The following is a 19,740-nucleotide window of genomic DNA, read 5'->3' as shown; positions in this document are numbered from 1 at the left end:
ACGTGTGTGTCCTGTATCCCGTGTTATACTCCCGCGCAGATTACACTTAGCGCGGAATCCAACTTATGCCAACCTTTACCAAGCTGGGTCTGATGGGACGTCCCGGTCACGCCGGCGTGGTGTCTACGCTGCATCGGCTGATCGAGTTTCTTCAGGCTCGCGGCCTGCAGATTGTGCTTGAGCAGCGAACCGCTGAACTGGTGCCGGAACTGTCGCTGCCAGAGTGCCGCCGACATGAACTGGGCGGCGAGTGTGACCTGGTGGTGGTTGTGGGGGGCGATGGCAGCATGCTCAATGCGGCCCGGGCGCTGATCAATCACGATGTACCGGTGCTCGGCATCAACCGCGGCAGACTCGGTTTTCTCACCGATATTCTGCCAGAGGAGCTGGAGTCCGCGCTGGATGCCGTGCTGGCCGGCAATTATCGGGAAGAAAGCCGGTTCATGCTGGAATTCTCGGTACTTCGGGATGATGAGACGCTTCCCGGTGGAACCGCTCTGAACGATGTTGTGCTGCACCCAGGCACCGCGGCGCAGATGATTGAGTTTGAGCTGTTCATCGACGGACAGTTCGTTAACTCACAGCAGTCGGACGGTCTGATTGTGGCAACTCCGACTGGCTCAACTGCTTACTCGCTGTCCGCTGGCGGGCCCATCATGCACCCCAATCTCAATGCACTGGTGCTGGTGCCCATGTATCCCCATACACTCAGCAGTCGCCCGCTGGTGGTAGATGCTGATCTGGAAATCCGGATTGTGGTGGTAAAGCAGCGTGCCATACCACCCCTGGTCAGTTGCGACGGAGCTGTGCGCTTTCACACCGAACCTGGCGATGAAATCATTGTCAGGAAAAAGAGCAGTGCGCTGCGACTGATTCACCCGCTTGATTACAATTATTACGAAATCTGTCGCAGTAAACTCGGCTGGGGCAATCGGCTGGTTCGTGACGATGCATAGAGCGGTTTCGGTCTCTGCAAGCCTGGATCTGCGTCCGCTGGTGGCCATTCTGTCTGCGCACGGTGTGCCACATCACATCACAGAGGAGTCCGGCAAGCTTGTTGTCTGGGCCCGCTCTGAGCCCGAAGCCGAGCTGATTAGCGAGTATTTCGACGCCTGGCAGCAAGGCCGTCTGCAGCCGCCAGACGGTGCTGCGATTGCGCCATCGGAGCTGCTGCCAGTCAAAGGGATGTTGCAGAATCTGGTCAATGCGGCATGGCTGGCGCCGGTGACAGTGATTCTGATCGCTGCCTGTCTGGTGGTGGCGGTGATCAGTAATCTGGGCGCCGATGCCTACGCAGTCCGCGGCCTGTTTTTTCCCGAACTGAATCAGTCCGGTGGCCTGTCCGGTCCGCTGTCAGTACTACAGCTGTTTACGCCGGCGCTGTTGCATTTCGGTGCCGTGCACCTGATTTTTAATACCCTGTGGCTCTGGTATTTCGGTCGTGTCATGGAGCCTGAGCTCCGCTCCTGGCGCTATTTGCTGATAATGGTCTGGATGGCTGTAGCTGGCAATGTAGCCCAGTATATGTGGACAGGTGCCTCGAACTTTGGAGGCATGTCGGGTGTGGTATATGGCCAGCTTGGGTTTATCTGGGTATGGCAGAGTCTGCTGCCCAACTCGCAATTGCGATTGCCACTGGGCATGATAATGTTGTTTCTGGTGGCGTTGGTACTGATGGAAGTGCTGGCGTCCGGATATATCGCATCAGCCGCCCATGCCGGTGGCCTGGTGTCAGGTATGCTGGCTGGTGCTCTGGCTGCCTTAATATACAGATCCACGAGGTAGGGGAATGTCGGACAACTCGATTCAATCGATACAGGACATTCTGGCGATGATGACGCCGGAAGTTCACGAAAACCTGAAAACAGCTGTCGAGCTGGGGAAGTGGCCGGATGGGCGTAAACTTACTGCCGAGCAGCTTGAGTATTGCCTGCAGGCCATCATTGCTTACGAGCAGCACCTGCCGGAAGAGGCTCGCGTTGGTTATATCGATCGCACTGGCCTGAAGAAGTCCCATTGTGATGACGACGACGCTTCCAAACCAGCGCCAGTCACCATTCTGCCGCCAGGTACAACGCGGCACTGATCTCACGACAGTTCCAAACCAAAATTCCTGCGGAGAATCGCGACAGTGCAAATCCTGGCCTGCGGCAATATACAAAAACTACATAGCCGGCTGGAACAGCCGGTACAATACAGTCTGCCGGTGGGAGATACTCGCCTGGCGCTGAATCCACTGATTGGTTCATCACTGCGCCTGCGTTTTACCGGCACCATCAACTGTGTGCATTGTGGTCGCAACAGCAACAAGAGTTTCAACCAGGGCTATTGCTATCCCTGTTTCCAGAGTCTGGCACAGTGTGACAGCTGCATCATTCACCCCGAAAAGTGTCATTACGATCAGGGTACCTGCCGCGAGCCCTGGTGGGGTGAGGCATTCTGCATGCAGGATCATATTGTGTATCTGGCCAATTCCTCTGGCATCAAAGTGGGTATCACACGTGCCACGCAGATTCCGACACGCTGGATAGATCAGGGTGCCGTGCAGGCCCTGCCGATTCTGCGCGTGCGCAGCCGCCTGCAAAGTGGTGTGCTGGAAGTGATGTTCAAACAGCATGTCGCCGACAAGACAAACTGGCGTGACATGTTGCGGGAAGGTGACCAGATCATTGACCTGCCTGCAGAACGCGATCACCTGCTCGAGCTGTGCAAAAAAGACATCGACGAAGCGCAGCAGCGTTTTGGTTTTCACGCCATCAGTACCATCAACGGTGTGGATCCAATAGAAATTAAATATCCGATATCCGGTCATCCTGAGAAGATTGTGTCCTTCAATTTTGACAAGGACCCACTGGTCGAAGGCAAGTTGCTGGGTATTCGCGGTCAATACCTGATGTTCGACAATGGCGTCATCAACATGCGCCGTTTTGGTGGCTACGAAATTGAAGTGGCCCAGTAAACAAAAGAGGTTTGAAACACCATGAGAGATGCACAGTCGCGTACCGTCTATCTGAAGGACTATCAGCTGCCGCCGTTTTTGATTGACAGAACCGAACTGCGATTCGAACTGGGTGATAATGAAACGCTGGTAAAGTCACAGCTGACCATGCGCAGAAACCCGGAATGTGGAGACAGCAGTGGGCAAAACCTGACATTGAACGGGCAGGACATGGAGCTGCTGAAGGTCGCCATCAATGGCCGGCAGCTGACCCAGGATGCCTATCAACTGGAAGACGAGACGCTGACGCTGCTGTCACTGGACAGACTCCTGGCAGGAGACAGTGATGCGTCGTTTGAGCTGGCCATCGAAACCCGCATCCGGCCGCAGGAGAACACCAGTCTGGAAGGACTTTATCGTTCCAGCAGTATGTTCTGCACACAGTGCGAGGCCGAGGGTTTTCGCAAGATCACCTATTACCTGGACCGCCCTGATGTGATGTCCAGCTTTGTCACAACTATCGTTGCGGACAAGACAAAGTATCCGGTTCTGTTGTCGAACGGCAACGATATCGCGCGCGGAGAATTGCCTGATGGTCGGCACTGGGTGACCTGGGAGGATCCGTTCCGTAAACCCTGCTATCTGTTCGCGCTGGTAGCCGGTGACCTCAAGTCAATTGATGATACGTTCACTACCTGCTCTGGCCGCACAATTGACCTGCGTATCTTTGTTGAAGAAAAGGATCTGGACAAGTGTGACCATGCCATGCAGTCACTGAAGAATGCAATGCGCTGGGATGAGGACGTGTATGGCCGAGAATACGATCTGGACATTTTCATGATCGTTGCCGTCGACGACTTCAATATGGGGGCCATGGAGAACAAGGGACTGAACATCTTTAATACCTCCTGTGTGCTGGCCAATGCGTCGACCACTACGGACACGGCATTCCAGCGTGTGGAAGCCGTTGTTGCTCACGAGTATTTCCATAACTGGTCTGGCAATCGCGTCACCTGCCGCGACTGGTTCCAGCTAAGTCTGAAAGAAGGCTTTACTGTTTTCCGGGATGCCGAGTTCTCTGCAGACATGGGATCACGGACCGTCAAACGGGTCGAGGATGTCAGCTTCTTGCGCACTTTGCAGTTTGCTGAAGATGCCAGCCCGATGGCACATCCTGTGAGACCCGACTCCTATATGGAGATCTCCAATTTCTATACGCTGACCATTTACGAAAAAGGCGCAGAAGTGGTGCGTATGATACGTGAGCTGCTGGGGCCGGAAATGTTCCGCAAAGGATCTGATCTTTACTTCGAGCGTCACGACGGTCAGGCAGTTACGACCGAAGATTTTGTAAAAGCCATGGAAGATGCCAGCGGCGTCGACCTTACGCAGTTCCGGCGCTGGTACAGTTACGCCGGCACACCCGTGCTGAGTGTCTCTGGTGCCTATGATGCAGAGAGTGAGGTCTACAGCCTCACCGTGCGGCAGAGCTGCCCGCCAACTCCCGAATGTGCAGACAAGCCGGCATTCCACATACCACTCCGTATTGCACTGTTGGACGATCAGGGACAGCACCTGCCGCTGCGCCTGAAAGCCACCGATCAGCAGCCAGCAGACGAACTTGTACTCGATGTCACAGAAGAAGAGCAGACCTTTGAATTTGTCGGTCTCTCGCAGCAGCCTTTCCCGTCTTTGCTGCGCGGTTTTTCAGCGCCGGTCAAACTGAAATTTGAATACACGCGTGATCAGCTGCTGTTTCAGATGACACGCGATACCGATGGCTTCAATCGCTGGAATGCAGCGCAGGAACTGGCCACGGGTGTGATTGATGATCTGCTGTCTGCCCGGCAGAAGGAGAAGTCGGCCACGCCGGATCAGCGTCTGATCAAGGCCTATGGTGATATTCTTGCGGCTGCCATCAGCGATGCGGAAAGTGTCAGGGAGCTGGATCAGGCCATGGTTGCCAGGATTCTCGCGTTACCCTCTGAGGCCTACCTGGCCGAACAGAATGAAACGATCGATGTGGACGGTATCCATGCTGTCCGTGAGGCGCTTGCCGATACACTGGCCATTGAACATGCCACTTCCTTCGCCCGGCTTTATCATTTGTGTCAGTCTGATGAGCCGTATCAGCCAACAGCAGATGCCATCGCCCGCCGTGCACTGAAGAACCTGTGCCTGGCGTATCTGATGCGCCTGCAGGGTGGCAAGGGTGAAGAAGCCCTGCGGATCTGTCACGCGCAGTTTGAACAGAGCAGCAATATGACGGATATCGATATGGCGCTGCGGCTGCTGGTCAATGGCGAGCAGACTGGCATTGATGAAATCCGCGAGAAGGCACTTGCCGCGTTCTATGACAAGTGGCGCCATGAATCGCTGGTCGTGAATCAGTGGTTCACCATACAGGCTACGGCCACCCGCGCTGGCGCACTGCAGCGGGTTGAAGCGCTGATGAAGCATGCCGCGTTTGATATCCGTAACCCGAACAAGGTGCGCGCAGTCATTGGCGCGTTCTGCAACGGCAATCCGGTCAATTTCCATCAGATTGATGGTGAAGGCTATCGATTCCTTGCTGATCAGGTTATCACTCTGGACAGGCTCAATCCCCAGATTGCTGCGCGACTGTTGACGCCGCTGACGCGCTGGCGCCGATACGACGCTGATCGCCAGCCATTGATGAAGGCCCAGCTGCAACGCATTGCCAGCCAGGCCGACCTGTCCAAGGATGTGTACGAAGTGGTTACCAAAAGCCTTTAACAGGCTTTTGGCAACCGGCAATTTTCGGCACAGTCAGACAATGTCATGATCAGGGCGCGGTTGTGTCGGCCGGGATGACGTTGTCTTGCTGCAAGGTGAACTGCCCGCTGAACTCACCGTTAACCTCGTAGGTGTAGGTGCCGGCTTCAAGGCCGTAAACGGACAGTGGTATAACTTCTGTAAAGGGTCTGACTGCCTGGGTACACAGCACAACGGCCGGATTCTCCAACCACAGGTCGTTCAGGTAAAAGATGCTGACGTTGATCTGATTATCAGAGCGTGTCTCGCGGACGTAACCAATCTGACCGCATCCAGTGGGAAACTGACCATCTATACGCAGCAGCACCTGCGCAGGAGTTTCGTTACTCTGAACGGCCGTCACTTCAGTGATGACGTCCAGCAATTTGCCTTCCTTGAACTCAGTAAGCTCCCACAGGTCTTCGCCAGCAGGCACCAGTTTGATGTCCTGAAAGTGGCCCGGTGTGCCACTGACATCCGCCATGGGGACGGTCAGTTCACCGGTTCCTTCAGCATATAATGGCACGGGTCGATCGGCTGCGCTGGCCGCACAGGCGACTCCCAGGCCAAGAACAGCGGATGCAATGACAGGTGAATGGAATTTCATGGCTAACCTCCTGTTAAATACGCATAGAATGAATTCCACGGTTGATGGATAACAATTCGTGCGACATGAGGTCAATAGACAATTTGTGAAATTTCACTGCGTGTGACGCCAGCCACACGCAGTGGGAAGGTCGGGGCTGCGTTTAGTTGGCAGGCGTTATACGCAGAATGCGGTCGGGCTGCTCGCGCTGTTCTGCAGTCATCTGCCGTCCATCGTGATTGCTGGTGCCCACGTAAAGAGCGCCATCAGGGCCAATTGCCAGCGCGCGCAAGCGACCATAGACACTGTTGCCGGCGCCGTCATTGAACCAGCGTTCAATTGCTGTCGGGCGCGAGGGGTCCTGAGGATCCTCAAACTTGATACGCATCAGGTTCTGGCGGTCCTGGGGCTGAAAACCCAGCACCGACACAAACAGGTTGTTTTTCAGTTCTGGCATCAGATCACCGGTATAGAACAGCACGTCGCCCGGTGGAGACGACGGTATAAAAGTCAGAATAGGGTCAACATAATCCGGTGAGTTCATGGCACCTACACCTACAGGCCAACCGTGATGTCGACCGCCTTCCAGAACCACGATGCGATCATGTGCCATCAGCTGGTCTTCGCCGGTTGGACCATGATCGCCGGTGAACAACTTGCCGGTGCCAGGTTGCCAGCTGAGGCCGTGTGGATTGCGCATGCCATGTGCCCAGATGGGGTTGTCCGGCCAGGGATTATCAGCAGGCACTTCACCCTCTGGTGTAATCCTCAGCACCGCACCGCTCAGATCTTCAAGATCATTTGAGCGCTGTCGTTCGAAAGCATCACCGGTAGCCACATACAGCATGCCATCGGAACCAAACTGCAGGGTGCCGCCGCTGTGACTGCCGCCTCGTGCCTGCGCGGCCAGCTTGTCATACAGGATGGTTTCGTCACCGGCCTTGCCGTCGACTTCTGTAAATCGGCTTATGCGGTTGTACGGGCCCTCATCGCTCATATAGGTGTACATAACGTAAACCCAGGGCACGGCAGGGTAGTCCGGATGCAGGGCCAGTCCGGTCAGGCCACTCTCGCCCTGGAAAAAAATCTGATCTTCCAGAGAAAGCCATGGTTCAGGCTGCATGCTGCCATCGGGTGACAGGATGCGGACACGGCCGGGGCGCTCTGTGACGAATATACGCTCGCCATCCGGTGTAAAACGAATGGTCCAGACTACCTGAAGATCGCTGGCAAATTCTTCGACCTGATAACCCTCTGGTGACTCGATCCAGGTAATCTCTGGCATGGCGGGGATTTCGCCACGGATGATTTCGTTTTGTGCGGTGACATGCAGTGATGCAGTCATCAGAGCGCAAGCCATTACGGACGGCGCTATGGTTTGTTTAAGTAGGCTGGCTAATCGCGTCATAAAAAATTCCTGCTTTAAAGGACGGGTCCTTGAAGTGCCGGTTAAGGCGGCGTTCATCGCAGCAAGTATAGGATCAGTCCGCCAGAGCGTCATGTCCATCTGACGTGTCTATCGCACGCCGTGTCCTGTCTGCTGGCATTGACACTCCAGGCTGGTACCTGAAGCGGTCGCGCAGTCGGCAATGATTTGGTGGCATTTATCACCAACAGATGGTGACTAAAACGATCAAGTTGTGTAATTGGCCACATGACTTTTTGGGTTTGAAATTAAATGTATATAAAAATCAATTATCTATGTTTCTTTTTTGCGCTGGCATGAAATCTGCTTTATCCACGTTGGCCGGGGCAGCAATAAAGCTGCTGGCAACAGTGAAAAAAGAACAGGGATTCTGGAGGGACTATGTGGAAATTATTGGGCGTGGCAGTACTGTGTTCTGGGCTGATGGGATGTCTGTTTGTAGTGGATTCCAAACAGAGCCAGTCACAGACACAGTGGCATTCGGCGGACCGGGAACGATTGGTGACAGGTGAAACAGAAAGCGAGTGGATCAGGCAGACATTTGGCAGCCCGGATCGCGTTTCCCGCTACGACGACGGTTCGGAAGTGTGGCGTTATCGCAATACGCAGTCGTCTGAGTCAGAGATCGGTCTGTTCCTGCTGTTCCACATTGACGTGGAGCGCGAAGAAACCGAAACACTGGCTCTGGAAATTAAAGATGGCGTTGTAGTCGATCACTGGGTCGAGCGCCGCTGACAGGGTTATGCGCGGCACCGCTGTCTGGGTAAGTCTGCAGAGCAACAGGTTTCCAGACACGGTGTCGTGCATTACATCAGAGTTTTCGCTGAACCAGCAGCTCCCGGCCGGCCTTGCGCACATCGGTACAACCGGTCAGTGACATGGCGACCTTGAGTTCTGCGCGCAGCAGGCTGAGCATCTTTGCCACTGCCTGCTCACCGCCAGCAGCCAGCGGATAAGCCCAGGCTCTTCCCAGCAGACAGGCATCGGCACCCAGCGCCAGGGCCCGCAAGACATCCAGCCCGGACCGGACGCCACCGTCCATCAGTACGGGTATTTTGCCATCAACAATTTCGACAATATCGGGGAGGGCAGTGACACTGGCGGGGACGCCGTCCAGTTGACGCCCACCGTGATTTGACACGACCAGCCCGTCGACTCCAGCCGCGATAGCAGATCGCGCATCTTCCGGGTCCAGAATTCCCTTGATCACGATGGGGCCTTTCCAGCGCTCGCGAACCCAGGCGATGTCATCCCAGGTTACGGTCGGATCGAAGTTGCGTTGAACCCAGCCAGCGAACGAGCCGAAACCGCTATTATCGGGCACCGCATCAACAATATTGCCAAATACGTGGGGGCGACCATTGAGCTGTACATCCCAGAGCCAACGCGGATGCGTGACGCCTTGCCAGACCCGCCGCAGACTGGTCATCAGACCGGGCGCGGATGACATGCCGGAATGCACATCACGGTAGCGGGCGCCGGCTACCGGCAGATCCACGGTAAACACCAGAACCGGGCACCCACAGGCGGCAACCCGCTGCAGAAGCTGCTCCATGTAGCCGCGATCACGGATCATGTAAAGCTGGTACCAGGGCGGGACAGGAGCCTCCCGGGTGACTTCTTCTACACTGCAGATCCCCACTGTCGAGAGACAGAATGGTACGCCGGCGCGGGCGGCCGCTTTTGCAGCCTGCACTTCTCCGCGTCGCGCAAACATACCGGCAAACCCGATAGGCCCGAGTGCCAGTGGCAGGGCCAGTTTCTGGCCAAACAATTCAACTTCAGTGGAGAGTTCGGAGACATCACACATGACACGCTGACGCAGCGCCAGTGCCTGCATGTCGGCGACATTGCGCGCCAGGGTCAGCTCGCTGTAGGAGCCGCCGTCCAGATACTCGAAAAAAAGAGGTGGCAATCGCCGCCGGGCAGCCCGGCGGTAGTCGGAAACCGTTACAGCAACCATATTGCCCCCTGATGGTGGATCATTAAGACATCGCCAGAGGCACAGTCATTCTGTGCGCTCTGGCGCATGGTATTGCTGGCAGTGGCTACGCTCAGGCAACCTCAACCACGTTGGTGACCGGAATCGCCTTCTGACGCTCCGCTGCTTCCATGTACTCTTTGATCTCATTGAAGTTCAGATAGCGATAAATGCTGTCCGACATAGTCTTCACCTCACCCATGTAGGACATATATTCCTCCATGGTTGGTATCTTGCCCAGCGCTGCCGCCACAGCGGCCAGTTCGGATGAGGCCAGATACACATTGGCACCATCGCCCAGGCGGTTGGGGAAGTTACGGGTTGAGGTTGAAATCACTGTTGAGTTGGGTGCCACTCGCGCCTGGTTGCCCATGCACAACGAGCAGCCGGGCATCTCGGTCCGTGCGCCGGCGACGCCAAAGACGCTGTAAATGCCCTCTTCGGTGAGCTGGTGCTGGTCCATCTTGGTGGGAGGAGACACCCACAGACGCGTTGGCAATGTGCCCTTGACCTGCTTTAACACTTCACTGGCGGCGCGGAAATGACCGATGTTGGTCATACAGGAGCCGATAAACACCTCATCGATTTTGGCGCCCTGCACATCAGACAGCGTTTTGACGTCGTCCGGATCGTTCGGGCAGGCCAGCAGCGGTTCTTTGATCTCATTGAGATCGATTTCGATAATCTTGTGGTACTCGGCATCGGCGTCCGGCTCCATCAACTGCGGATCTTCCAGCCAGGCTTCCATGGCCTGCGCACGACGCTCCAGGGTGCGAGGATCGCCGTAACCTTCACTGATCATCCAGCGCAGCAGGGCAATATTGGACTTGAAGTATTCAATGATGGGTTCTTTGCCCAGGCGGATGGTACAACCTGCGGCAGAACGCTCCGCCGATGCGTCTGACAGTTCGAAGGCCTGCTCGACTTTCAGATCTGGCAGACCTTCGATCTCCAGGATACGGCCGGAGAAAATGTTCTTTTTGCCTTTCTTGGCGACCGTCAGGTCACCACTTTGAATGGCAGCGTAGGGAATGGCATTGACCAGATCCCGCAGAGTAATGCCAGGCTGCATCTCTCCCTTGAAGCGCACCAGCACGGATTCCGGCATATCCAGCGGCATGACGCCGGTGGCGGCAGCAAAGGCCACCAGACCGGAACCGGCCGGGAAGGAAATGCCAATCGGGAAGCGGGTGTGCGAGTCGCCGCCGGTGCCCACGGTGTCAGGCAACAGCATGCGGTTCAGCCAGCTGTGAATGATGCCATCGCCCGGGCGCAGCGCTACACCACCGCGGGTCTGGATGAAATCAGGCAGTGTGTGCTGGGTATCGATATCGACTGGCTTGGGGTAAGCCGCCGTGTGACAGAAGGACTGCATCACCAGGTCGGCAGAGAAGCCCAGGCAGGCCAGATCTTTCAGCTCGTCGCGAGTCATCGGACCGGTGGTGTCCTGAGAGCCGACCGTGGTCATTTTGGGCTCGCAGTAGCTGCCCGGACGAACGCCCTTGGCACCACAGGCTTTGCCAACCATTTTTTGAGCCAGCGTAAAGCCTTTGTCGGAGTCAGCCACGGTGAAGGGCTTGCGGAATACAGTCGAGTGAGGCAGCCCCAGCGCTGTGCGTGCCTTATCCGTCAGTCCGCGGCCAATAATCAGAGGAATCCGGCCGCCGGCACGAACTTCGTCCAGCAGTACATCGGTTTTTAATTCGAATTCGCATACCAGCTCGTCGCTGCCATGCTTCAGTACTTTGCCCTCATAGGGATAGATGTCAATGACATCACCGGTTTCCATCTTGTCCACATCGCACTCGATGGGCAGGGCGCCGGCGTCTTCCATGGTATTGAAGAAAATTGGAGCAATCTTGCCGCCAATACAGATACCACCATCACGCTTGTTGGGAATGTAGGGGATATCATTGCCGATATTCCACAGTACAGAGTTGGTGGCGGATTTGCGTGACGAGCCGGTACCCATCACATCGCCGACCAGTGCCACCGGGTGACCTTTTTTCTTCAGCTCGGCAATCTGTTCGGCTGCATTGGTGACGCCCTCGCGAGGCATCTTGTACATGGCCAGCGCATGCAACGGGATATCCGGACGGGACCAGGCATCAGGAGCAGGCGACAGGTCATCGGTATTGGTTTCGCCGGGGACTTTGTAAACAGTGGCAGTCAGCTTTTTGGGGACTTCGGGACGGTTCAGGAACCATTCGGCCTCCGCCCAGGACTCGATCAGTGCTTTGGCGTGGGCATTGCCGGCCTGCATTTTTTCTTCAACGTCATGAAAGGCGTCAAACATCAGCAGGGTGTGTTTCAACTCTTCAGCGGCTGCTTCGGCCAGATCGGCATCATCCAGCAGTTGCACCAGCGTGGTGATGTTGTAGCCGCCGAGCATGGTGCCCAGCAGTTTTACCGCGTGCTTCCTGTCGATCAGAGGGGATGTGGCTTCACCCTTGGCGATGGCCGACAGAAATCCGGCTTTAACATAAGCTGCCTCGTCCACACCCGCAGGGACGCGATTGGTAATCAGATCGAGGATAAAGTCTTCTTCGCCAGCTGGCGGTACTTTCAGCAACTCAACCAGCTCGGCAACCTGCGCCGCATCCAGAGGTTTGGGCACGATACCCAGTTCAGCCCGTTCGGCCACGTGTTTACGATAGGCTTCTAACACAGTAATCCCCTTCAGGTAATGGTGAAACAAATAGGGTAAGCGGTGAAAAATGGGCCACGATTTTAGTGTAAAATGCAGAAAATTTCCAGTTCGCAGTCACTTGCAAGATACCGCATAACTCGATGACAGGATCACTTAATGCCTGAACAGCCCGTTAAAACCCCGTGTATTGGCATCTGCTCCACAACATCAGTGGGCGATACCATCTGCCGTGGATGCAAGCGTTTTGCCTTTGAGGTCATTGAATGGAATGCCTTCACTCAGAGTCAGAAGCAGGCTGTTGTTGATCGGCTGGAGCAATTGATCCAGCCCATTGTGGAAACGCGCTTTATTATCCGCTCGCCCAGCACGCTGGCCATGGGCCTTAAACGTCACGGTGTGCCCTACAACGCGACCCTGTCACCGAGCTGCTGGTTGCACAACCTGCTGAAAAAGCGTCATCAGGCAGTAACAGACTTTGCCGAATTTGGCGTGGAAGTGCGCGATGACTTCAAGCAACTGTCGCCTGCGCAGCTGGCTGAGGAGATGGACAGCCAGCTATTGCTGCTTTGCGAGGCGCATCAAATGCGCTACTTCCCAGAGCTGGTGACGTGAGGCAGTGGCTTCAGCTCATAGCCATCCGGCGTAAATTCCAGTACCCAGGCTTTCTGGTCCCAGGCGCCAAGCACAATGCGGTGTGCTTCATCGCGGCCATTTATCGGATCGGGTAAACGGATGGTGTGGATGCCGGGGCGGTGTGTGTGCCCGTGTATCAGCAGGTTGACCTGAAGTTTATCCAGTTGACGGACCACTTCCTCGTGGGTGACATCCATGATGTCGGAGGCCTTGTTGCTGTTGGCCTCCTTGCTTTGCTGGCGCATCTGCTGCGCAACCATCAGGCGCTCCAGCAGTGGTCGCGCCAGAAAATTCTGCTGCCATTTGGGATCACGCAACTGTTCGCGAAACTTTATGTAGGCAGTGTCGCGCGTACATAGACTGTCGCCATGCATCAATGCCACTTTATGGCCATAACAATCTATGATGGTGGGATCCGGCAGGATGCTGGCACCACAGCGACGTGCGTAATCCTCACCAATGAGGAAGTCGCGGTTACCATGCATCAGGAATATCCGGGTACCGTCTCCCGCCAGGGCGCTCAGGGCGCTGGCCACCTTGTCGGCGGCCGGGTTTTCGTCGTCGTCGCCGATCCAGGCCTCAAACAGATCTCCCAGAATATAGACGGCATCGCAACCCTTTGCCCGCGTTTTCAGCAGCTGCAGAAAGGTATTGATGATGGGACCTTCCGGGGTTTCTATGTGCAGATCCGAGATGAACAGCGTTTTTTTGCCGGGCTGGTCACCGTTTGGCTGCTCATGGCTTGCCTGTACGTCAGTCATAGCATTCCCTGGGATAATTATTATTTCCTGGTCGAGCGTATCACGACTCCGGGTAGGTGACCTCGGTGCTGGTGATGATTACTTCGTCCAGCGGCACATCCTGATGACCGGCAACATAACCAGTGCGACAGGCCTTGATGCGATTAACCACATCCATGCCGTCAGTCACCTTGCCGAATACTGCATAACCCCAGCCCTGTGGAGTCTTGTTCTTGTGATTCAGAAACCCATTGTCGGCAACGTTGATAAAAAACTGGGATGTGGCAGAGTGAGGGTCGGAAGTGCGCGCCATGGCGACAGTGCCAACATCGTTGCTGAGGCCATTGTCAGCTTCATTCTGGATGGGGCTGCCGTTGTCCTTTTGGCTCATGCCTGAAGTGAATCCACCACCCTGAATCATGAAGTTGTCGATGACGCGGTGGAAGATGGTACCGTCATAAAAGCCGTCGCGGGCGTACTTCAGGAAATTGGCCGCGGAGGCAGGGGCCTTGTCGAAATCCAGTTCGATCTGAATATCACCGTAGTTGGTCTTAAAAACAATCATAATTCACGCTACTCGTCGGTTCTGCTTAATGGTCAGAGCCGCTATAATAATGACTTTATGTCCTTCGAGAAAGCAGATTCGCCACTATGACCGCAAGCAGCCCGCCAAACGCTAAGCACGGAAACGCTGACAAGAGCCACAATTCCGCAGAAGCCGCCGGAAAGTCGCCGTCGCACTTCATTCGCCACATGATCGAGCAGGATCTGGGATTGGACAAACACAATGGTCGGGTGCAGACGCGTTTTCCACCTGAGCCCAACGGCTTTTTGCATATCGGACATGCCAAGTCCATCTGCCTGAACTTTGGTCTGGCACAGCAGTTTAAGGATCGTGCCCGAGCGGCCTGCAACCTGCGTTTTGACGATACCAACCCGGCCAAGGAAAGCCAGGAGTTCATCGATGCCATCAAGGCTGACATTGAGTGGCTGGGATTTGAGTGGAACGGCGAAGTACGTTACACCTCGTCTTATTTTCAGCACCTGTATGATTTTGCTTTGCAGTTGATCCGCAATGGCAAGGCCTATGTGTGCAGCCTGACACCCGATGAGGCTCGCGAGTATCGCGGCACCCTGACCGAGCCGGGTCGCAACAGCCCCTATCGCGAGCGCAGTGTTGACGAAAACCTGGACCTGTTCCAGCGCATGCAGGCAGGCGAGTTCGCTGATGGCGAGCACAGCCTGCGCGCGAAGATTGATATGGCATCGCCGAATATCAATATGCGTGACCCGGTAATCTACCGAATCCGCAAACTGCGCCACCACCAGACGGCAGACAGCTGGAATGTCTATCCGATGTATGACTACGCGCACTGTATTTCCGATGCGCTGGAGCACATCACACATTCCTTGTGCACGCTTGAATTTGAGGATCATCGTCCGCTTTACGACTGGATTCTGGTTAATCTGGAACCGGAGTCATTGCGAAAGGCCTGCCATGCACTGGGCAATATGGGCGCTGATGAGCCTTACGTGCTGCCCCAGCAGACCGAATTCGCACGCCTGAACATCAACTACACCGTGATGAGCAAGCGTAAATTGAAGGAAATGGTAGAGCTGGGCCTGGTTTCAGGCTGGGATGATCCGCGTATGCCCACGCTTTCGGGTCTGCGCCGGCGTGGTTATACGCCGGCCGCGATTCGTCATTTCTGCGACATTATCGGCATGAGTCGCAGTGAGAGCATTGTTGATGTTGGCATGCTGGAGCACAGCATTCGCGATGATCTTGATACCAATGCACCCAGAGCCATGTGTGTACTGCGGCCGTTAAAGGTGACTCTGACCAACTATCCAGACGATAAACAGGAAACGCTGTCACTGCCATGCCATCCCAAGAATGACATGGGGCACCGTGAAATTCCGTTTGGTAAAACGCTTTACATTGACCGCAGTGATTTTGAGCAGGTGCCGCCGCCGGGGTTCAAACGTCTGAGCCCCGAGCGCGAGGTCCGTCTGCGCGGTGCCTATGTCATCCGCTGCGACGAAGTTATTACCGATGACAGTGGTGAGGTTGTTGAGCTCCACTGCCATGCGGACCTGGATACGCTTGGCAAGAACCCGGAAGGACGCAAGGTCAAGGGTGTGATTCACTGGGTGCCAGCGGAATCCGCATTAGCTGCCGAAGTCAGGATTTATGACAGACTGTTCAATAATGAGAATCCGGACGATAAATCGCTCGGAGACTTCAAGAACAGCCTGAACCCTGACTCGCTGCAGATCCTGACTGGCTGCCTCGTGGAGCCGTCACTGGCGTCTGCGGCACCGGAAGCCAGTTTTCAGTTTGAAAGGGAAGGGTATTTCTGTGTGGATCGCCACGACAGCCGGCCTGACAGACTGGTATTCAATCGCACAGTGAGTCTGCGGGACTCATGGGGAAAACAGAACGGATGACTTTACCTGAGATTACGCTTTACAACACGCTGACCCGACGCAAGGAAGTGTTCAATCCGGCCGAAGCCGGAAAGGTCCGCATGTACGTCTGTGGTCTGACCACCTACGACTATGCACATATTGGCCATGCGCGAATGCTGGTGGCCTTTGACGTAATCCAGCGTTATTTCCGTTACTGCGGTTATCAGGTTACCTATGTCCGCAATATCACCGATATTGACGACAAGATTCTCAGGCGCGCAAAAGAGAACGGAGAATACTTTGCGGATCTGACTGAGCGCTTTATCGAAGCGACGCATGAGGATGAAGCCGCACTGTTTATACAGCCACCCGATCAGGAGCCCAGGGCGACTGCGCACATCGGTGAAATCATCAGCATGATCGAACGCCTGATTGCCGCTGACTACGCTTATCGGGCGGAGAACGGCGATGTGTATTATGCAATCAGTCAGTTCAAAGCTTACGGCAAACTCTCCAACAAGAATCCGGAAGAGCTGCTGGCCGGCGCGCGAATCGAAGTGGGTGAGCTGAAGCGTGACCCACGTGACTTTGCTCTCTGGAAAGCCGCCAGCGACGAAGAGGTGGGCTGGGACTCGCCATGGGGATATGGTCGTCCGGGCTGGCACATCGAGTGCTCTGCCATGTCCACCTGCTGCCTGGGTGACAGTTTTGACATACATGGCGGCGGCAGCGATCTGATGTTCCCTCATCACGAAAATGAAATTGCTCAGTCAGAGGCGGCGACCGGAAAACACTTTGCCAGCTACTGGATGCACAACGGAGCAGTTCGTGTCGATAATGAAAAAATGTCCAAGTCGCTGGGCAATTTTTTCACTATTCGTGATGTGTTGCAGCGCTACCCGGCCGATGTTGTCCGTTATCTGCTGGTCGCCAGCCACTATCGCAGTCCTATCAATTACTCGGATAAAGGACTTGATCAGGCTGCCTCTGCTTTGGAGCGTCTGTACCTTGCGGTGCGGGGTCTGGACACCGACCATGCCAACGATCTCGTCAACAGCCAGTTCGAGAAATCGTTCCGGGAGGCGATGAATGACGACTTCAACACTGCTGAGGCAATCAGCGTGCTGTTTGATATTGCCAGAGAGATAAACCGAGTCAAGGAGACCGAACCGGCGCAGGCTGCCAGGCTGGGCAAGCTGATGCTGAAACTGGCCGGGGTAATGGGGCTGATGCAAGGCTCTGCCGAGCAGTTCCTGCGTCGTGGCGAGGATCAGGTTGACGCCGAATTGATAGAATCGCTTATCGCTCAACGCAAGCAGGCCCGTGCGGACAAGGACTGGGCGCTGGCCGATCAAATCCGCGATCGGCTCAATGAAATGAAGGTGGTTGTCGAAGACGGGACCGATGGCAGCCGCTGGCGCATAGAAAGGTAGATTCACTGCAATCAATCGTTGACGGAGACGGCCCGCATGAGTATTATGCCGTCCTCGCGGTTGGGGGACGTCTGTAAAACGACGTTCTGACAATAGGCGATTGTCGGGGTATAGCGCAGTCTGGTAGCGCGCCTGCTTTGGGTGCAGGATGTCGGGAGTTCAAATCTCTCTACCCCGACCACTTTTTTACCGCGGATTTATGGTGGCTGTAGCTCAGTTGGTAGAGCCCCGGACTGTGACTCCGGTTGTCGTGGGTTCGAGCCCCATCAGCCACCCCATATTCAAAAGCCTGGCGGGTAATACTCCGCCAGTGCTGCCCCAGCAAACCAGTATCTGCCGCGGCAGGACCAGTTCCGCGCCCGTAGCTCAACCGGATAGAGCATCGGCCTTCTAAGCCGAGGGTTGCAGGTTCGAGTCCTGCCGGGCGCGCCAAATCAAAAAGGGTCACCCGCAGGGTGGCCCTTTTTTATTTGCTATGCCCGGCAGGACGAGAACCTGCCGCACCTACCGACAGTGCTTCCGAAGGTGGGAGTGTTCCTCCTCAGGTTTTCGTCGCTCACGCTCCCACCTCCGAAAGCACTGCCTGGAATGGGCCGCAACAGGCACCTTCGTCCATCGAGGCATCAGGAGTAGCGGGACAAGGAGCGAGGGTGTACCCGAGGACTGTCCCGCTGATCGTGATGCTGGAAGCTTCTAGCCGAGATCTGTCCCGCGACGGCTGGTGCCGGAAGCTCCAATTCGGGTTTAAGGGGACGGAGGAATTTAGCCCGCTAAATCCCTCCGTCCCCTCAACCCCCCCAATCTCACGTATACTCCCTATCACCCAATACCCCCACAGGACCCCACCCATGTGCGGACGCTACAACATCGTCGACAGCCTCGAAGTAAGAGCTCTTCTCACGCTACTAGGCGTTGATCTCGGCAAAGGCTTCCGCTTCTCTCCAGACATTGCTCCAGGCGCAACCGTCAGCATCATCCGCGAAGTGGGTGGTGAACGTATCGTCAGCGACGCCACCTGGTGGCTGCTGCTGGATCCCGCGACCTTGAAGCCCAACTACAAGTACGCGTCTTTTAATACCCGCTCTGACAAACTTGATGAGCCCCGCGCGGCCGGCTTTAAACCCTACCGCGAGTCACGCTGCATAATCCCTGCTTCCGCCTTTGTGGAGGGGCTGGGAGACAGCAAGACTTACCACAAGCTGGAACCCGCGGAAGGGGCGCTGGCGTTCGGGGGACTGTGTCGTGAGTGGGTGAACAAAGACACTGGAGAAACGGCGCTGTCAGTCAGCATTATTACCTTGCCGCCATTGCACGACGCCTACTGGAAAACGCATGTGCATCCTAAGTCCATGCCTTTGCTGCTGCCAACACAAACTGATGTAATGGACCCCTGGCTGGATAGAGGAGAAAAAGATGTAGAGCAGTTTCGCTGGCTGCTGGAGCCCAAATTGCGCGCGCCGCTGGTTGCGACACCAATCGACAGGCCATCTACCTGGCGTCCGATTGGCAACAGTAAGAAGTTATTGCCAGAGGATTAGAATTGAGGGGCCCATCGGGCCCCTCAATTCTGCATAAAGATCAACGCTTGACGCGTGCCTTGTATTCACAGGCGATGGTGTCGATTTCGATCAGGTCGCCGATGTCGCAGAACTCGGATACTTTCAGTTCGTAGCCGGACTTCAGTCGAGCGGTCTTCATGACTTTGCCTGTTGTGTCACCGCGAGCAGAAGGCTCAGTGTAGGCGATTTCGCGAACAATGGTTTTAGGCAGATCAATGGAGATCACCTTGCCATTGTAAAATACGGCCTGGCAGACATCTTCCATGCCATCTTCAATGAAGTCGATGACGTTTTCCAGATCGTCTTTCTCGATCTCGATCTGCTCGTAGTCGCTGTCCACGAAGACATACATGGGGTCGGCGAAGTAGGAGTAGGTAACTTCCTTTTGTTCCAGGACGATCTGTTCCAGTTTGTCGTCAGATTTGAACGCAGTCTCGGTGGCAACACCGTTGAGCAGGTTCTTCAGTTTCATCTTGTTGACGGCAGAGCCGCGGCCAGCGCGATGAAAGTCGTTCTTCTGAACTTTCCAGGGTGAGCCGTCAATCATGATGACCTGTCCGGCACGGATTTCCTGAGCGGTTTTCATAGTTAAACACTCTGTAAGGCA

At 55.4% G+C, this 19,740-nt stretch carries 17 protein-coding genes and 3 tRNA genes; 13 read left to right on the top strand and 7 right to left on the bottom strand.

Annotation, left to right across the window (positions count from 1 at the left end; all coding sequences use genetic code 11):
• The first annotated feature begins 65 nt into the window (after positions 1–65).
• Genes QGM61_RS15010 through pepN form a run of 5 tightly spaced genes read left to right on the top strand, consistent with a single transcriptional unit; the run spans position 66 to position 5,695 of the window.
• On the top strand, positions 66–956 hold the full coding sequence (locus QGM61_RS15010; RefSeq protein ID WP_281133468.1) for an NAD(+) kinase: 891 nt from the start codon (positions 66–68) through the stop codon (positions 954–956).
• Entirely contained in the window at positions 949–1,785 is an 837-nt protein-coding gene (locus tag QGM61_RS15005) for a rhomboid family intramembrane serine protease (RefSeq protein WP_281133467.1), read from the top strand. The genes QGM61_RS15010 and QGM61_RS15005 overlap by 8 nt, the downstream gene beginning before the upstream one ends.
• A 4-nt stretch (positions 1,786–1,789) precedes the next feature.
• Entirely contained in the window at positions 1,790–2,086 is a 297-nt protein-coding gene (locus tag QGM61_RS15000) for a YeaC family protein (RefSeq protein WP_237134452.1), read from the top strand.
• Between the two features lie 45 nt (positions 2,087–2,131).
• Positions 2,132–2,959 carry a DUF2797 domain-containing protein gene (locus QGM61_RS14995; protein ID WP_237134451.1) on the top strand — a complete coding sequence of 276 codons (828 nt, stop codon included), beginning with the start codon at positions 2,132–2,134 and terminating at the stop codon, positions 2,957–2,959.
• 21 nt (positions 2,960–2,980) lie between these two features.
• Positions 2,981–5,695, top strand: coding sequence for an aminopeptidase N (gene pepN / locus QGM61_RS14990; protein WP_281133466.1), 2,715 nt, complete (start codon positions 2,981–2,983; stop codon positions 5,693–5,695).
• Positions 5,696–5,744: 49 nt separating this feature from the next.
• Here pepN and QGM61_RS14985 read toward each other — a convergent pair whose 3' ends face one another.
• Entirely contained in the window at positions 5,745–6,320 is a 576-nt protein-coding gene (locus QGM61_RS14985) for a hypothetical protein (RefSeq protein ID WP_237134449.1), read from the bottom strand.
• Positions 6,321–6,462: 142 nt separating this feature from the next.
• Positions 6,463–7,644: a PQQ-dependent sugar dehydrogenase gene (locus QGM61_RS14980; protein ID WP_281133465.1), complete on the bottom strand. Its 1,182-nt coding sequence runs from the start codon at positions 7,642–7,644 to the stop codon at positions 6,463–6,465.
• A 462-nt stretch (positions 7,645–8,106) separates the two neighbouring features.
• Between QGM61_RS14980 and QGM61_RS14975 the strand changes: the two genes are divergently transcribed.
• The gene (locus QGM61_RS14975; protein WP_237134447.1) at positions 8,107–8,460 is read left to right on the top strand and encodes a hypothetical protein; all 354 of its coding nucleotides are present in this window, start codon (positions 8,107–8,109) and stop codon (positions 8,458–8,460) included.
• A gap of 76 nt (positions 8,461–8,536) precedes the next feature.
• On the opposite strand, the gene QGM61_RS14970 is transcribed toward QGM61_RS14975, so the two are convergent.
• Both QGM61_RS14970 and acnB read right to left on the bottom strand, forming a co-directional pair.
• Positions 8,537–9,688: an L-lactate dehydrogenase gene (locus QGM61_RS14970; protein WP_281133464.1), complete on the bottom strand. Its 1,152-nt coding sequence runs from the start codon at positions 9,686–9,688 to the stop codon at positions 8,537–8,539.
• 91 nt (positions 9,689–9,779) lie between these two features.
• Positions 9,780–12,374 carry a bifunctional aconitate hydratase 2/2-methylisocitrate dehydratase gene (gene acnB / locus QGM61_RS14965; protein WP_317622203.1) on the bottom strand — a complete coding sequence of 865 codons (2,595 nt, stop codon included), beginning with the start codon at positions 12,372–12,374 and terminating at the stop codon, positions 9,780–9,782.
• 138 nt (positions 12,375–12,512) lie between these two features.
• Between acnB and QGM61_RS14960 the strand changes: the two genes are divergently transcribed.
• Entirely contained in the window at positions 12,513–12,968 is a 456-nt protein-coding gene (locus QGM61_RS14960; RefSeq protein WP_237134444.1) for a DUF1289 domain-containing protein, read from the top strand.
• On the opposite strand, the gene QGM61_RS14955 is transcribed toward QGM61_RS14960, so the two are convergent.
• Positions 12,944–13,750: a UDP-2,3-diacylglucosamine diphosphatase gene (locus QGM61_RS14955; protein ID WP_237134443.1), complete on the bottom strand. Its 807-nt coding sequence runs from the start codon at positions 13,748–13,750 to the stop codon at positions 12,944–12,946. The two genes, QGM61_RS14960 and QGM61_RS14955, sit on opposite strands and share 25 nt — an antisense overlap.
• Before the next feature lie 40 nt (positions 13,751–13,790).
• Positions 13,791–14,294, bottom strand: a complete 504-nt coding sequence (locus tag QGM61_RS14950) for a peptidylprolyl isomerase (RefSeq protein ID WP_237134442.1) — start codon at positions 14,292–14,294, stop codon at positions 13,791–13,793.
• Positions 14,295–14,380: 86 nt separating this feature from the next.
• Between QGM61_RS14950 and QGM61_RS14945 the strand changes: the two genes are divergently transcribed.
• From QGM61_RS14945 to QGM61_RS14920, 6 genes are all read left to right on the top strand, one after another.
• Entirely contained in the window at positions 14,381–16,180 is a 1,800-nt protein-coding gene (locus tag QGM61_RS14945; protein WP_281133463.1) for a glutamine--tRNA ligase/YqeY domain fusion protein, read from the top strand.
• Positions 16,177–17,574 (top strand): cysteine--tRNA ligase, encoded by a 1,398-nt coding sequence (cysS, locus tag QGM61_RS14940; RefSeq protein WP_237134441.1) that lies wholly within the window; start codon positions 16,177–16,179, stop codon positions 17,572–17,574. Before QGM61_RS14945 ends, cysS begins: the two co-directional genes overlap by 4 nt.
• Before the next feature lie 104 nt (positions 17,575–17,678).
• Positions 17,679–17,755, top strand: a tRNA-Pro gene (locus tag QGM61_RS14935).
• A gap of 21 nt (positions 17,756–17,776) precedes the next feature.
• Positions 17,777–17,852, top strand: a tRNA-His gene (locus tag QGM61_RS14930).
• Between the two features lie 77 nt (positions 17,853–17,929).
• Positions 17,930–18,006: transfer RNA gene (locus QGM61_RS14925), tRNA-Arg, on the top strand.
• A 416-nt stretch (positions 18,007–18,422) separates the two neighbouring features.
• Complete coding sequence (locus tag QGM61_RS14920; protein WP_281133462.1) at positions 18,423–19,112, top strand: SOS response-associated peptidase family protein; 690 nt, start codon at positions 18,423–18,425, stop codon at positions 19,110–19,112.
• A 40-nt stretch (positions 19,113–19,152) separates the two neighbouring features.
• Here QGM61_RS14920 and efp read toward each other — a convergent pair whose 3' ends face one another.
• A complete protein-coding gene (gene efp, locus QGM61_RS14915) occupies positions 19,153–19,719 on the bottom strand; it encodes an elongation factor P (protein WP_237134439.1) in 567 nt (188 codons plus the stop codon).
• Between the last annotated feature and the right edge of the window lie 21 nt (positions 19,720–19,740).

It is taken from the genome of Pseudohongiella sp. SYSU M77423 (genome assembly GCF_029911965.1).
Taxonomy (GTDB): Bacteria; Pseudomonadota; Gammaproteobacteria; order Pseudomonadales; family Pseudohongiellaceae; genus Pseudohongiella.
The sequence above is the reverse complement of the archived record's forward strand: the minus strand, read 5'-3'. Positions and strand labels throughout refer to the sequence as shown.

What these genes read in the sequence shown, in the direction of transcription:
- QGM61_RS14980 (WP_281133465.1), bottom strand. Translation starts at nt 7,644, where the DNA reads ATGACTGCATCACTGCATGTCACCGCACAAAACGAAATCATCCGTGGC.
- QGM61_RS14920 (WP_281133462.1), top strand. Translation starts at nt 18,423, where the DNA reads ATGTGCGGACGCTACAACATCGTCGACAGCCTCGAAGTAAGAGCTCTT.
- QGM61_RS15005 (WP_281133467.1), top strand. Translation starts at nt 949, where the DNA reads ATGCATAGAGCGGTTTCGGTCTCTGCAAGCCTGGATCTGCGTCCGCTG.
- QGM61_RS15010 (WP_281133468.1), top strand. Translation starts at nt 66, where the DNA reads ATGCCAACCTTTACCAAGCTGGGTCTGATGGGACGTCCCGGTCACGCC.
- QGM61_RS14985 (WP_237134449.1), bottom strand. Translation starts at nt 6,320, where the DNA reads ATGAAATTCCATTCACCTGTCATTGCATCCGCTGTTCTTGGCCTGGGA.
- QGM61_RS15000 (WP_237134452.1), top strand. Translation starts at nt 1,790, where the DNA reads ATGTCGGACAACTCGATTCAATCGATACAGGACATTCTGGCGATGATG.
- QGM61_RS14950 (WP_237134442.1), bottom strand. Translation starts at nt 14,294, where the DNA reads ATGATTGTTTTTAAGACCAACTACGGTGATATTCAGATCGAACTGGAT.
- QGM61_RS14955 (WP_237134443.1), bottom strand. Translation starts at nt 13,750, where the DNA reads ATGACTGACGTACAGGCAAGCCATGAGCAGCCAAACGGTGACCAGCCC.
- pepN (WP_281133466.1), top strand. Translation starts at nt 2,981, where the DNA reads ATGAGAGATGCACAGTCGCGTACCGTCTATCTGAAGGACTATCAGCTG.
- QGM61_RS14970 (WP_281133464.1), bottom strand. Translation starts at nt 9,688, where the DNA reads ATGGTTGCTGTAACGGTTTCCGACTACCGCCGGGCTGCCCGGCGGCGA.
- cysS (WP_237134441.1), top strand. Translation starts at nt 16,177, where the DNA reads ATGACTTTACCTGAGATTACGCTTTACAACACGCTGACCCGACGCAAG.
- QGM61_RS14975 (WP_237134447.1), top strand. Translation starts at nt 8,107, where the DNA reads ATGTGGAAATTATTGGGCGTGGCAGTACTGTGTTCTGGGCTGATGGGA.
- efp (WP_237134439.1), bottom strand. Translation starts at nt 19,719, where the DNA reads ATGAAAACCGCTCAGGAAATCCGTGCCGGACAGGTCATCATGATTGAC.
- QGM61_RS14960 (WP_237134444.1), top strand. Translation starts at nt 12,513, where the DNA reads ATGCCTGAACAGCCCGTTAAAACCCCGTGTATTGGCATCTGCTCCACA.
- QGM61_RS14945 (WP_281133463.1), top strand. Translation starts at nt 14,381, where the DNA reads ATGACCGCAAGCAGCCCGCCAAACGCTAAGCACGGAAACGCTGACAAG.